Annotated in this window: 11 protein-coding genes and 1 tRNA gene; 8 read left to right on the top strand and 4 right to left on the bottom strand. The window is 58.7% G+C overall.

Going from position 1 to position 13,100, the window contains the following annotated elements; translation table 11 throughout:
• Positions 1–39 precede the first annotated feature (39 nt).
• The 5 genes from rpoD to PQR53_RS22925 all read left to right on the top strand — a co-directional run bounded on the left by rpoD (position 40) and on the right by PQR53_RS22925 (position 6,441).
• Positions 40–2,430: an RNA polymerase sigma factor RpoD gene (rpoD, locus tag PQR53_RS22945; RefSeq protein WP_408458808.1), complete on the top strand. Its 2,391-nt coding sequence runs from the start codon at positions 40–42 to the stop codon at positions 2,428–2,430.
• Positions 2,431–2,581: 151 nt separating this feature from the next.
• A tRNA-Ile gene (locus PQR53_RS22940) sits at positions 2,582–2,669 on the top strand.
• A 470-nt stretch (positions 2,670–3,139) separates the two neighbouring features.
• Positions 3,140–3,346, top strand: coding sequence for a hypothetical protein (locus PQR53_RS22935; RefSeq protein WP_408458805.1), 207 nt, complete (start codon positions 3,140–3,142; stop codon positions 3,344–3,346).
• A gap of 1,371 nt (positions 3,347–4,717) precedes the next feature.
• Positions 4,718–5,860, top strand: coding sequence for a porin (locus tag PQR53_RS22930; protein ID WP_408458802.1), 1,143 nt, complete (start codon positions 4,718–4,720; stop codon positions 5,858–5,860).
• Between the two features lie 227 nt (positions 5,861–6,087).
• A complete protein-coding gene (locus PQR53_RS22925) occupies positions 6,088–6,441 on the top strand; it encodes a transposase (protein ID WP_408458799.1) in 354 nt (117 codons plus the stop codon).
• Positions 6,442–6,577: 136 nt separating this feature from the next.
• Here the strand turns inward: PQR53_RS22925 and PQR53_RS22920 are convergent, their stop codons facing one another.
• Complete coding sequence (locus tag PQR53_RS22920) at positions 6,578–8,137, bottom strand: methyl-accepting chemotaxis protein (protein ID WP_408458796.1); 1,560 nt, start codon at positions 8,135–8,137, stop codon at positions 6,578–6,580.
• Between the two features lie 376 nt (positions 8,138–8,513).
• Here PQR53_RS22920 and PQR53_RS22915 point away from each other — a divergent pair, with 376 nt between their 5' ends.
• Positions 8,514–10,145 carry an acyl-CoA synthetase gene (locus PQR53_RS22915; RefSeq protein ID WP_408458794.1) on the top strand — a complete coding sequence of 544 codons (1,632 nt, stop codon included), beginning with the start codon at positions 8,514–8,516 and terminating at the stop codon, positions 10,143–10,145.
• Between the two features lie 96 nt (positions 10,146–10,241).
• Here PQR53_RS22915 and PQR53_RS22910 read toward each other — a convergent pair whose 3' ends face one another.
• The 3 genes from PQR53_RS22910 to PQR53_RS22900 all read right to left on the bottom strand — a co-directional run bounded on the left by PQR53_RS22910 (position 10,242) and on the right by PQR53_RS22900 (position 11,899).
• Complete coding sequence (locus PQR53_RS22910) at positions 10,242–10,466, bottom strand: hypothetical protein (RefSeq protein WP_408458791.1); 225 nt, start codon at positions 10,464–10,466, stop codon at positions 10,242–10,244.
• Positions 10,467–10,756: 290 nt separating this feature from the next.
• On the bottom strand, positions 10,757–10,960 hold the full coding sequence (locus tag PQR53_RS22905; protein WP_007178877.1) for a cold-shock protein: 204 nt from the start codon (positions 10,958–10,960) through the stop codon (positions 10,757–10,759).
• A gap of 303 nt (positions 10,961–11,263) precedes the next feature.
• The gene (locus tag PQR53_RS22900; protein ID WP_408458788.1) at positions 11,264–11,899 is read right to left on the bottom strand and encodes a LysE family translocator; all 636 of its coding nucleotides are present in this window, start codon (positions 11,897–11,899) and stop codon (positions 11,264–11,266) included.
• 557 nt (positions 11,900–12,456) lie between these two features.
• On the opposite strand from PQR53_RS22900, the gene PQR53_RS22895 reads away from it, so the two are divergent.
• Together PQR53_RS22895 and PQR53_RS22890 are read left to right on the top strand one after the other, a co-directional pair.
• Positions 12,457–12,720: an H-NS family nucleoid-associated regulatory protein gene (locus PQR53_RS22895; RefSeq protein ID WP_323047768.1), complete on the top strand. Its 264-nt coding sequence runs from the start codon at positions 12,457–12,459 to the stop codon at positions 12,718–12,720.
• Between the two features lie 102 nt (positions 12,721–12,822).
• Positions 12,823–13,095, top strand: coding sequence for a hypothetical protein (locus PQR53_RS22890; RefSeq protein WP_408458784.1), 273 nt, complete (start codon positions 12,823–12,825; stop codon positions 13,093–13,095).
• Positions 13,096–13,100: the final 5 nt, after the last annotated feature.

Raw genomic sequence — 13,100 nt, 5'->3', positions numbered from 1 at the left:
TTCAATGGTTTTCCTAGCAAAGGCGAAAAGGCGATTGCGATGGCAAAGACACCAGGCGGAAAAAAAGTAACAGGCACAGGTTCGCACGAACCGACCCGAAAGGTCACCGAGGCCAAGTTAGCTTCTTCCCCCAGGAAAGCGTCTGCCGCGAGCGTCACACCTGCTGCCGGGAAGAAATCCTCGACCACTTCCGCTGCGCGAGCGGAGCCGGTCAGGGCGGCGAAAGCTGTACCACCACCGGGCACAACAAGGCCAGGTGTCAGAAGCGCAAGGGAAGCGCCTGCCGCGCAGGACGATGCGGCAGAGCGTGAGACTCCAGTATCCACGGTTCAACCGGCTGTTGTCCAACAGCCGCGAGTCGAGACTACAGCCGGTACGACGAACTCCATGACGAAAAAGCTGAACGAAACACCCGTCGATGACGACGCAACCCAGAGCGAAGAAACCCCTGCTGCCGTTCCGGGCAAGGTGGAGAAGGTCAAGGCTCGCGATCGTCGTGCTAAGGAAAAAGCGCTGTTGAAAGACGCGTTTGCGTCGTCGCAGCCGGGCACGGTTGAGGAACTCGAAGAGCGCCGCTCCAAACTGCGGGCGCTGATCAAGCTCGGCAAGGAGCGCGGCTTCCTCACGTACGCGGAAATCAACGACCACCTGCCGGACAACTTCACCGAGACCGAGGCGATCGAAGGCATCATCAGCACGTTCAATGATATGGGCGTGGCTGTGTACGAGCAGGCGCCGGACGCTGAAACGCTGCTGTTGAACGACAACGCGCCCGCTGCTTCGTCGGACGACGAAGTGGAAGAGGAAGCGGAAGTCGCGCTCTCCACCGTCGACTCCGAATTTGGCCGCACCACCGACCCGGTCCGCATGTACATGCGCGAAATGGGTACGGTCGAACTGCTCACCCGCGAAGGCGAAATCGAAATCGCCAAGCGGATCGAAGACGGCCTCAAGCACATGGTGATGGCGATCTCCGCGTGCCCGACCACGATCGCCGACATTCTGGCCATGGCTGAGCGTGTCGCGAACGAGGAAATCCGTATCGACGAGTTGGTCGACGGGCTGATCGACGCCAACGCGGAAGATGCGGACGGCTTCTCGGCGCAAGAGGCGGAAGCGATCGAAAGCGAAGACGAGGAAGTCGAGGAAGAGGAAGAAACGGACGAGGAAGAAGACGACGGCGCGGCGCAAGCCACGGCCAACGCGGCGCAAATGGAAGCGTTGAAGCGTGCGTCACTCGAGAAGTTTGCCCTCATCAGCGAATGGTTCGACAAGATGCGTCGCGCGTTCGAGAAGGAAGGCTACAAGTCCAAGTCGTATCTGAAGGCGCAGGAAACGATCCAGAACGAACTGATGACGATCCGCTTTACCGCGCGTACCGTCGAGCGTCTATGCGACACGTTGCGTGCGCAAGTGGACGAAGTGCGGCAGGTCGAGCGTCAGATCCTGCATACGGTGGTCGACAAGTGCGGCATGCCGCGTGCGGAATTCATCGCGCGTTTCCCGGGCAGCGAAACGGATCTCGAGTGGGCTGACAAGATCGTCGGTGAGGGGCACGCGTATAGCGCGATTCTCACGCGTAACATTCCGGCCATTCGCGAACAGCAGCAACGTCTGTTGGATCTGCAAGCGCGCGTCGTTCTGCCACTGAAGGACCTGAAGGAAACCAACCGTCAGATGGCGGCCGGCGAATTGAAGGCGCGTCAGGCCAAGCGCGAAATGACCGAGGCAAACTTGCGTCTCGTGATCTCGATCGCAAAGAAGTATACGAACCGTGGTTTGCAGTTCCTCGACCTGATTCAGGAAGGCAATATCGGTCTGATGAAGGCGGTGGACAAGTTCGAATACCGTCGCGGCTACAAGTTCTCCACATATGCCACGTGGTGGATTCGTCAGGCCATCACGCGTTCGATTGCTGACCAGGCGCGTACGATCCGGATTCCGGTTCATATGATCGAAACGATCAACAAGATGAACCGCATCTCGCGTCAGATCTTGCAGGAAACCGGTCTCGAGCCGGATCCGGCAACGCTGGCCGAGAAGATGGAAATGCCGGAAGACAAGATCCGCAAGATCATGAAGATCGCGAAGGAGCCGATCTCGATGGAAACGCCGATCGGTGACGATGACGATTCGCATCTGGGCGACTTCATCGAAGATACCAACACGGTGGCGCCGGCTGATGCAGCGCTGCACGCCAGCATGCGCGATGTCGTGAAAGACGTGCTCGACTCGCTGACGCCGCGTGAAGCAAAGGTGCTGCGTATGCGTTTCGGTATCGAGATGAGCACCGATCACACGCTCGAAGAAGTCGGTAAGCAGTTCGACGTGACGCGTGAACGGATCCGTCAGATCGAGGCAAAGGCGCTGCGCAAGCTGCGTCACCCGAGTCGCTCGGACAAGCTGAAGTCGTTCCTCGAAGGGAATTGAGCCAGGCTGGCGGGTAGTGGGAAATGATGTAGCGTTTGAGGGGGCCTTCCGGTTGTTTCGCTTGAGCGAAGCGGTTGGGAGGCCCTTTTTTCGTGTAGTATGTCGGCCAATCAACGAATTGGCCCGGCCTTCATGACCGGGTCTTTTTCTTGGGCCGGACGCCGTGCTGGTTGCAGGCAGCGGACTCATAATCCGCCTCCGAAAGGACACCGTCGGTTCGACTCCGACCCGGCCCACCAAGTAGTAAAAAAGGGTTCCGAGTTTTCGGAACCCTTTTTTGTTTTATGGCGAGAGCGCCTATCTGATGCGGCAATATGTCACTTCCGCTGTGTTATTAATCCGGCTCTGCCGATTCGAACCCGGTTTGTCAGAAATACTTTTGTCGCAACATTAAGCGGCTAAACGACATTCCGCAATCAACCTCTCCCGTTGAAGCGCCCGTATTAAGCATCGCGTTTCCCGTCGGCGATATTGCGGTTCGCTTTATCCATTACCGCGGCAAAATCTCCGCCGTCTCAGCGCCTTCTCCCATCATTCAAGAATATCCGGATCGCCAGCCGGTGCAGCGTGTTCTTCGAGGTAAGGCGCACAGACGCGCCTGCGACATGTCGCTAATCTCATCCACTGACACTTTGAAGTTCGCTCCGCGTGTGTGGCACGTCGTTTGCGTAGGCTCGGCTTCCAGGCTATATCAATAATGAGAACCACCATGCGACCCGACCACACCGCTCACGATTTCGCCCAGCCGCAACCGGTGCTTGCCACGCCGATGGAGGACGCCGATAGGAGTCCGCCGCAGAGGCGGTTCAATGCATTGAACCGCGCCACCTTCTGCTTTGCATGGCTGTTCGGCCTGGAGCCGTTTCTGACGGCAACCGTCGACGAAGTGCCGCGCTCCAGCGGCGATCGCCATTAATCGCGGGTCACCCAGAACATAGGCGGCGCCGCATCGACGGACCTTGAAGGATTCGCGGCGCACGATGGCAATTTCTACAGCCCTGGGCGGTCGCAAAGGCGGGAGGCCAGGCGCTCTCAGGCGACGAACGGATTCGCCGCGCGCGACGCGCCCTCGGGAACAGGCGTTGCGCCTCGGGAAGGTGGGACATCTTCCCATCTACAGGACGCCTGTCATGCAAACCGATCCCACCATCGATCCCGTTGCGGATCCTGCCAACCAACCGCTCGACGAACCCGGAGAGCAACCGCGCCCGTTGCCTGGCGCCCCGCCGGAGACTGATCCGCTGGCGCCAGGGGCTTCTCCTGAGGACGACGAGGCGGTCCGCCGGCCGCGTTGACTCCTTCACAACGTCCAGCGACCGGGAAGTAGGGAAACTCCGTGTGAAAAAACGCACGCCTGTGCCGTTAAATGATGACGGAAGGCTGTTCGATGTATGCCGTCCGCTTTCAGCACGGGTTTTTGTCACGCGGCGGTCGGCGCCGCAGCTTACCTCCGGGCAGCGCCCGTGTTGAAGGCATCTCTTTCCGCGGGATTGCCTTGCAGACTGGAACGAGCGCTTTGTTGGCAAAAGCTACAACTGGACTCCGTAGAACCGCCTGACGGCGGTTTCTTATTGGGTCGTCCGTTCACGTGCTATCTGGGGGCCGCTCGCCGCAGGCCGCGAGACGAAGCCCACCAGGCCGAAGTGTCCTTGGAGGGCGGTCGGAGGCGGCATCGGACCAATCGTCGTATCCGGGCGCCGTAATCTCGGAATAAAGCATGCAACCATTCGCCACCACCCCACCACCTTTAACCCGCCTTAATCACCGTTAATGCAAAGATTCCGTTACGCGGCGATTGAACGATTCAATCCGCCGACCGCATTAACTCAATTAAGTTCCCACTTTTCTGAAATAAATTTACTCCGCGTCGGAATGGCGCATTGCAATCGCCTGATTTTCGAGTAACCAGATGCTTCTCAATTTTTCAAACGTTCCGACCCGATTACGTCGCGAATATTAAATGCTGTTGCATACGCACAACTTTGATATTGATACGTTGCAAATAAATTTTGTCGAGAGCACCCGGGCCATCACGGTGATTTTGCGATAAATGCCTACAAAACAAAGACTTAATGCTTTTGATGATTTGATTGTTGCTGATTCTGAAAAATCCTGTTGCGCAAATCGCCGGCGTCGCTACCCAGGGTGTCCCCCTACACTCACGCTTCGTTCTAAGGGTGCCCGGCCGATCCGAAACGATTCGGCCAACAGGGCGGCAGTGAGTGATGCATTCGCTGCTGAGGCAGGTCCCGCTCCCCGCGTAAATTTATCGAACTGGAGTCCCAGCATGAAAAAGAGTCTCATCGTTGTTGCGGTTGCCGCATCGTTCGCTTCCGTCGCTCACGCACAAAGCAGCGTGACCCTGTATGGTCTGCTGGACGCGGGCCTGACGTACACCAGCAACGTCAACCACAACGCAAAGTGGGCAGCGGGTAGCGGCGGCATCAACCAAAGCATGTTCGGTCTGCGTGGTTCGGAAGATCTGGGCGGCGGTCTGAAGGCAATCTTCACGTTGGAAAGCGGCTTCAACATCAACAACGGCAAGTTCGCTAACAACAACGGCATGTTCAACCGTCAAGCGTTCGTCGGTCTGTCGAGCGCACAATACGGTACGGTCACGCTGGGTCGTCAATACGATGCAGCACAAGACTACCTGGCACCGCTGACCGCAACGGGCAGCTGGGGCGGTACGTACTTCGCTCACCCGTTCAACAACGATAACCTGAACACGAACGGCGGCCTGTCGGCTAACAACTCGGTCAAGTACTCGAGCGCTAACTACGCTGGCTTCACGTTCGGCGGCACGTACGGCTTCTCGAACCAGGCTGGCGCATTCGCAAACAACCGCGAATACAGCGTTGGTGCTGCATACCAATGGCAAGGCCTGCACCTGGGCGCGGCTTACGCGCAGCAGAACAACCCGGCTGCAAACACCAGCGGTTCTTCGGACGGCGTGCTGGCGAACACCTCGGGCGTCATCCAGGGCAACTTCCGCCAACGTGAATTCGGCGCAGCTGCTTCGTACTCGTTCGGCCCGGCTACCGTCGGTGCGGCATTCACGCAATCGCGTGTGGATAACCTCGTCGGCGCCGCAATTGGCCAACGTCAAGGCCGTTCGAACAACTACGAAGTCAACGGCAAGTACAACCTGACCCCGGCTCTGGGCCTGGGCGTTGCTTACACGTTCACGGACGCACGTGGTTATGGTGTCAATGCTGACGGCAACGACATGAAGACCCGTTACCACCAGATCGGCGTGCAGGCTGACTACTCGCTGTCGCGTCGTACGGACGTCTACGCTCAAGCCGTGTACCAGCACGCAATGGGCGACGGTGGTGTGGCTTCGATCTACAGCGGCGACAACTCGCAACTGCCGTCGTCGTCGAAGAATCAGACGGCTGCTACGATCGGTCTGCGTCACCGCTTCTAAGCTTCCGCAGAAGCTAGTTGTTGCAGAAAAGGTGCCGTTCGCGGCACCTTTTTTTATGGGCGCGCCACTTTGAACTGACCGTTGACGCTCGCCGCATTCGATCTGACGAGTCTGACGATAATTGACTTTCGCGCAAGCGCGCTTGGGTTAGTCTGAAGCGATTGATCCATAGACACTATGTTCGCGGCGCCGCCAGCACGTTCGCTGCAAGTGCGCGTTCTAACTGCATGAATACTCCGCTTTCAAACTCGCTGGCCCGCTCACCGGCCATTCAGGATCTCACCGACGAGCAATGGCATCGTATCGTGCCGCTGCTGCCGGAAATGAAAGCCCATGGACCGAGGCGTGGCCGTCCGAGCATCGACATTCGTTGCGTGGTGAACAGCGTGCTGTGGGTGCTGCACACGGGCAAGCCCTGGCACGCGATGCCCGACCGGTATGCGCCTTATCAGACGGCGCATCGCTACTACTTGCGCTGGAAGAATTCAGGTGTGCTGGCCAGCATCGCTTTAGCACTCTTTGATACCGACGCCATGTTGATGCGGCCTGTCTCTCGCAGGCGCGACGCGCGCACTGTGTAGCAGGCTCAAGACCGTTTTGGCATGGCAAACAAAAATGCCGTCACCTCGCAATCGGATGACGGCATTTTCTATTCGGCTACATTAATCGACCGAACCAGTCGACCAAGTTAATCGTCAGCATGAGCGCACCGCTCTATCACGCATGTTGCTCGACCTTGAACACCGCAACGGTATTTCGCAGACGTTCGGTCTGCTCATCGAGTGAACCTGCCGCGGCCGCCGCCTGCTCGACTAACGCGGCATTGCGCTGAGTCACGTCATCCATCTGGCGGATCGCGAGATTGACTTCGCCAATACCCGAACTCTGCTCTTTCGAAGCCGCCGAGATTTCGTTCATGATCGCCGTTACGCGCCGCACGGCGTCGACCACCTCGCCGATCGTGCTGCCGGCCTTGCCTGCCAGCGTCGATCCTTCGCCGACCTGCGCGACCGACTGATCGATCAGCACCTTGATCTCCTTGGCCGCCGTCGCGCTGCGCTGCGCGAGATTGCGCACTTCGCCCGCGACGACGGCGAAGCCGCGCCCTTCCTCGCCGGCGCGCGCGGCTTCCACCGCGGCGTTCAGCGCCAGGATATTGGTCTGGAACGCGATGCCTTCGATCACACTAATGATCTCGCCGATCTTGCGCGAACTATCGGTGATGCCGGCCATTTTCTGGACCACGTCGTTGACGACCTGGCCGCCGCGCGCGGCGATCGCCGACGCATCGGTAGCCAGTTCCGATGCGGTGGCCGCGTTGTCGGCATTCTGCGTGACAGTCTTGGTGAGCTCGTCCATGGTGGCGGCCGTCTGCTGCAACGAAGCCGCCTGTTCCTCAGTGCGGCTCGACAGATCCAGGTTGCCCGCGGCAATCTCTTTCGAGGCGACCGTGATCGTCTCCGCGGATGTCTTGATGCGCCCAACCGTCGCGGCGAGTTGATTGCGCATCTCGCGCAGCGCGAACAGCAGGCTCGACACGTCGTCGCGACGCAGGTCGATGTGAGTGGCGAGATCGCCGCGTGCGATCTGCATTGCAATCGCCGCCGCCGCGGAAGGCTCTCCGCCGATCGAACGCGATACGTTGCGCACCACGCGCGAGGCCACGAACGACGCCAGCGCCCCCAGCAGCACCAACATACCGGCCGAGCGCTCGAGCGTGGCGTAGAACTGCGCCTGGATGTCGTCCATATACGCGCCGGCGATAAAGTCCCAGTTCCACGGAACGAAGCGTTTAACGTAGCCGATCTTTTCGCTCGGGGCCGTCTCGCCGGGTTTTGGCCACCAGTAGCGCAGATAGCCCGAGCCGCCCGCCGAACCGCCTGCCTGCGCGATGTCGTGATACAGCGCGTTGCCCTTGGCGTCACGAAAGCCGCTCATGTCCTTGCCGTTCAAGTTCGGGCTCATCGGATGAGCGACCATCACCGAATCGCCGCGCACGATCGTCACGTAGCCCGACGTGCCATAACGCTGTGCGTTGATGCGGGCGATGGCCTGCTGTTTGGCCTCGTCGACCGAGAGCTTGCCCGCGTCCGCCTGTTTCGCGTAGTCCGCGACGATCGATGCCGCCATGTCGGTGACGTCGGCCAGATCCGCGCGACGTGCGTCCATTTGAGCGTTTCGCGCATCGAACGCGTTCACGACGGTAATGATCAGGAGCGCCACCCAGCAGAGCAGTATCGGCACCCACAATTTCTGTTTCAGTGTCAGACGGTTCATTATCGGCTTCGGCAATACGTTGAACTGGGAATAGGGAGGGGCTGCAATCTCCGTTGCATAGGCGACATAACGGCCTTTGCGCCGGATTCTTTATTCCGGCATCCGAAATTCCCTGCCTGGGACGTGAACCTCCGGTATGAGGCAGCCGCTGAAAAGCGGGAAACATCGGGGAAAATCGGGGGAAAATGGAACCAAATCTGTAGAAAATCGCGGGAAATCACGGCAAGCTGATGGCCAGTCCACCAGCCGTCGATGAAGGCCAGGGCGCGCCACGCTGTCTTTTGAATGACAGACAGTTCACCATGACAGTTGTCAGGCCAGGGGCATCAATCAATCAGAAAAAGCGACGGCGCGGCCAGCGCCTCAGGAGACGACGATGAAGCACATGTTCGAAGAAGGCCTTGAGCGGCGCGAGGCCAACTATGTCCCGCTGACACCCATCGATTTCATCGTACGCGCGGCGGAAGTCTACGGCGAGCGGCTGGCAGTCGTGCATGGGGAGACTCGCCGTAACTGGCGCGAAACCTATGAGCGCGCTCGACGTTTGGCCGGCGCATTGCGGCAGTCCGGCATCCAACGCGGCGACACGGTGGCTGCCTTACTGCCGAATATTCCTCCGATGATAGAAGCGCATTTCGGCGTGCCAATGGCCGGCGCAGTGCTCAACACGCTGAACACGCGGCTCGACGTCTCGTCGCTGCTGTTCATGCTGCGCCATGGCGAAGCCAAGGCGTTGATCGTCGACACGGAGTACAGCGAGCTGGCGCACCGCGCGGCGCTGGAATTCCCCGAGTTACGTGTGATCAGCGTGGCGGACGCAATGCCTGCCGACGCCGACAAGTTCATCCGCGCGACCGACTATGAAGCGTTCCTGCAATCCGGCGACCCTGAATTCGCGTGGACCCTGCCAGCCGACGAGTGGGACGCCATCGCCCTGAACTACACCTCCGGCACGACGGGCGATCCCAAGGGCGTGGTCTACCACCATCGCGGCGCCTACCTGAATGCGCTCAGCAATATCCTCGAATGGGACATGCCCAAGCATGCGGTCTACCTGTGGACCTTGCCGCTCTTTCACTGCAACGGCTGGTGTTTCCCATGGACTGTCGCCGCGCGTGCCGGCGTCAACGTCTGTCTGCGTAAATTCGACGCGAAGACAGTGTTCGATCTGATTCGTCGCGAAGGCATCACGCACTATTGCGGCGCACCGATCGTGCAAAGCGCGCTCGCCAACGCGCCGACCGAGTGGCGTGCGGGCATCACGCATCGTGTGTCGACGATGGTGGCGGGCGCCGCGCCCGCGCCGGCAGTGATCGCCAAGATGAAGGAGATTGGCTTCGATCTGACGCACGTGTACGGGCTTACCGAGACCTACGGGCCGGCCGCAGTCTGTGCGAAACAGGAGGAATGGGAAACACTGGACGACAGTGCGCGCGCTGAAATGAATGCGCGGCAAGGTGTGCGCTATCACCTGCAGGCCGCCGTAACGGTGCTCGACCCGGACACGCTCGCGCCCGTGCCTGACGACGGAGAAACGCTCGGCGAGATCATGTTCCGCGGCAACATCTGCATGAAGGGCTATCTGAAGAACGAGCGCGCCACGGAAGCAAGCTTCCGCGGCGGCTGGTTCCACACCGGCGATCTGGGCGTGCGGATGCCTGACGGCTATATCCGCATCCGCGATCGCAGCAAGGACATCATCATTTCCGGCGGTGAAAACATCTCGAGCATCGAGGTCGAAGACACGCTGTACCGTCATCCTGCGGTGTCGGTTGCCGCCGTGGTGGCGATGGCCGATCCGAAGTGGGGCGAAGTACCGTGCGCCTTCGTCGAACTCAAGGAGGGCGCTCAGGTGAGCGCAGAAGAGATCATCGCGCACTGCCGGCTGTTCCTTGCGGGATACAAGCTGCCTAAGGCGGTGCGTTTCGGCGAATTGCCGAAGACGTCGACGGGAAAAATTCAGAAGTTCGAATTGCGCGCGCGGATCAAGGCGGAAGGAACCGAATAGATCGCGCGCGATTGCATGGCGCGCCCAATGGCGCGCTATGTGGTGCTGAACGATGCAAACGCCGGGGTCCCGGCGCGCATCAGGTTCGACTCGCGCTTAACCGCGTGTGTCGACCCAGTGGCGTGCCCAGCGTGTCGAGTGCTGCAGTGCCTGTTCTTCGTTCATGAAGTAGTCGAGCGAATAGAACTGGTAGCGCCCTTCGGCACGCGCGCTATCAGCGCGTTCGAGCAACAGGTTGGATGAAAAGCTACCGTCGGGCAAACGATGCGCCGAGGGTTTGACGGCATAGCCGTTGTAATGATGAATATGTTTGTTTTGCATTTTATATTTTAATAATGTTCGAGTGCGTGCATGCTGTGCGAGCCGTTGTACGGGTCACGCGGACGAGCTGATTCAAGCCATTGCGAGCCGAATCCAGACGCAGTCGGAAAGCTAAAAAGGGCGTTAAAGCCGGAGGAGAGAATGAGGTGCAACGAGGCGTTTGGCGCTTGAGCTAGTTGCTTTTGAATCACCTGCAACTAAAAAGCGATCGCGCCAACTGTGGGAGACAAAGCTCCGCGAGGATGTCGCTGCAGCCCGATGCCCGTTGCCGGACACCGAGCCCTTCAAACTTACATCGGCTTGATGTTAGCCGCTTGCAGACCCTTCGGGCCTTGCTTCGTTTCGAAGCTCACCTTCTGATTCTCAGCCAGCGTCTTGAAGCCGTCGCCGCTGATTTCGGAGAAGTGCGCGAACAGGTCGTCGCCGCCCTTGTCCGGGGTGATGAAGCCAAAGCCTTTGCTGTCGTTGAACCACTTAACGGTACCGGTATCCATGAAGAATCCTTGAGGTAAAAATAGAAATATTTGCTCTGTTGAGGAGCGCGTGAAGCGTCAAGGAGGGAGAGGACAACGAATACCGCTGAGGAGCGAGACATTGATGAACAGCAATCGAACTTCTTGAACTTCGGGTGCCACAGTAACCGCCCGGGCGTATCAGCGTCAACACTTATCTTGTAACTATTTTGTTGCGGGCTGTATGTCGCACAGGCCAGGTGCATGGCGATACGACCCTCGCACCGGCATATCGTGTCGTGCGGCACGGCACGACACGATATGCCGGGCAAGCCGGTTGCTGTTTCAGATGCCCACTTTATGTGCCGTCAGGATCAGGCGCAATCCAAGCGCGGTCACTGCGCTTGCGGCGACGCGATCGATCCAGGCTTTCCACCGCAGATAGATCTCACGCGGCCGTTTGCTCGAAAAGCACAACGCGACCACGGTGTACCAGCCGGCTTCGATGGCGAAGATCGCGGGGGGCAATGCAAAGTAGCACCACAGCGGCGGATGTTGCGGGAGCAGTGCCGCGAAGATACTGCCGTAGTAGACCGCTGTTTTCGGATTGCTGAGTTGCGTGCTCAAACCAATCCAGAAGGATTTGCGCACATTGGTGGCGGCCGCTTGCGTGGCGTCGAACGCGAGTGGTTTGGCCGCGCCGCGCCAGATCTTCGACGCGAGGTAGATCAGATAAAGTCCACCGGCCACTTTCAAACCGACGTACAGCCACTCTACAGTCGCCAGCAAGGTGTACAGACCGAGCAAGGCGATCCCGCTGAAGAACACGCCGCCTATCCCCATGCCGAGCGCGGTTGCAAGGCCGTCGCCGCGCGACAGTCCGATTGAATTGCGGGCAACGATGACGAAGCTGGGTCCAGGGCTCATGGCACCGAGCAGCAGTGCGGCCAGAATTGTGATGATGGCTGTTGAGGCGGGCATTTCTGTGTCTCCTACAGGCGGTGATGCAGTTCTGTAAAACGTAGCATGAGAGCGCGCGATTCTGGTTTTTTTGCCTTCATGGCGCTGCCTGCCGTTATTCTACCGTGCTTCCATTTTCCTGCTTTGCGATTGGGTTATTAGCATTGCCTCACACCAGGCCGGCGCTATAAGAACCAATAAGAACCGCTAAGAACGATTAAGAATTGAATAGACTCGTGCCGAACGCAAACAGTACAACCAGGAAAGTCTGCCATCGCGGGCAAACAATCAGTTTCTGCAAGCAGCGGAAATTGGATGCTAGAATTGCTTTCCATACGCTGAAGCAGCCTTGCAGCACCGAGGCGATCAAGAGCGCGATCCGAACTGTTTGCCGACAAATTCCCCTGAAATCCAGGATTTATTGGGCATGATTTCCAGATGCAAGTTGTCATGCATCGGGAGACGATTGTGAGTTCGATTTGCACTCAACCCATCTGATTCACGCATAGGCTTCGCGTTGTTTAGCGAAGCCTTTGTTTTGCCAACGCGAGCACTATTAGCCGCGAAACCGGTACGTTATGAAAGAGCGAGAAGAACAACGGCTGTTCGACCTCGACGGGAATGCGCGTGAGCGCCTGATCGTGTGGATCCGCCGACGCATGGACGAATACGGCATTACGATGGAAGCGCTAGCGGATTCGATCGAAGCCGACAAAGCCGCGATCCCGGCCGTGATGTATCGCGATGCCTTCGGCAATACGTGGGACGGTCGTGGCGATAAGCCGGATTGGCTCGCGCGAGCAATCTACGCCGGACAGAACATCGACCATTTCCGTTGTTAAACGCGGCGTCAGTTTCCTCGGCTAATCGTTTTCCTGCGCGGCTGCGCTATATCGCGTTGTTTGGCTTGCTGTGGCTGAATACCGGTTGATCGTTCGGCACGGTTGCGGGCCAAAGCCGTCTACGTCGCCGACGAGCGAACGCGCACGGTGCTCGCTGAAAAGCAGGGTGACCGCGTCATACCGATTGCTTCGATATCCAAACTGATGACCGCGGTGGTGTCGCTCGACGCAAAGCATTTGCTGAACGCAGGCGCGAAAACCAAAAGCAAACCAAAAAAAAGCCCGCGCGGGGCGGGCTTAACCTACTCGGAGTTTCGCGATCCAGTCGCTAGACGGATCATCTCCAGTGTATGTGAAAGCAATATGAAAGTATAGAAAAT

Origin of the sequence: Paraburkholderia fungorum (genome assembly GCF_046027605.1) — a bacterium.
GTDB classification, from domain to species: domain Bacteria; phylum Pseudomonadota; class Gammaproteobacteria; order Burkholderiales; family Burkholderiaceae; genus Paraburkholderia; species Paraburkholderia fungorum_F.
This window is presented reverse-complemented; position numbering and strand designations above follow the sequence as displayed.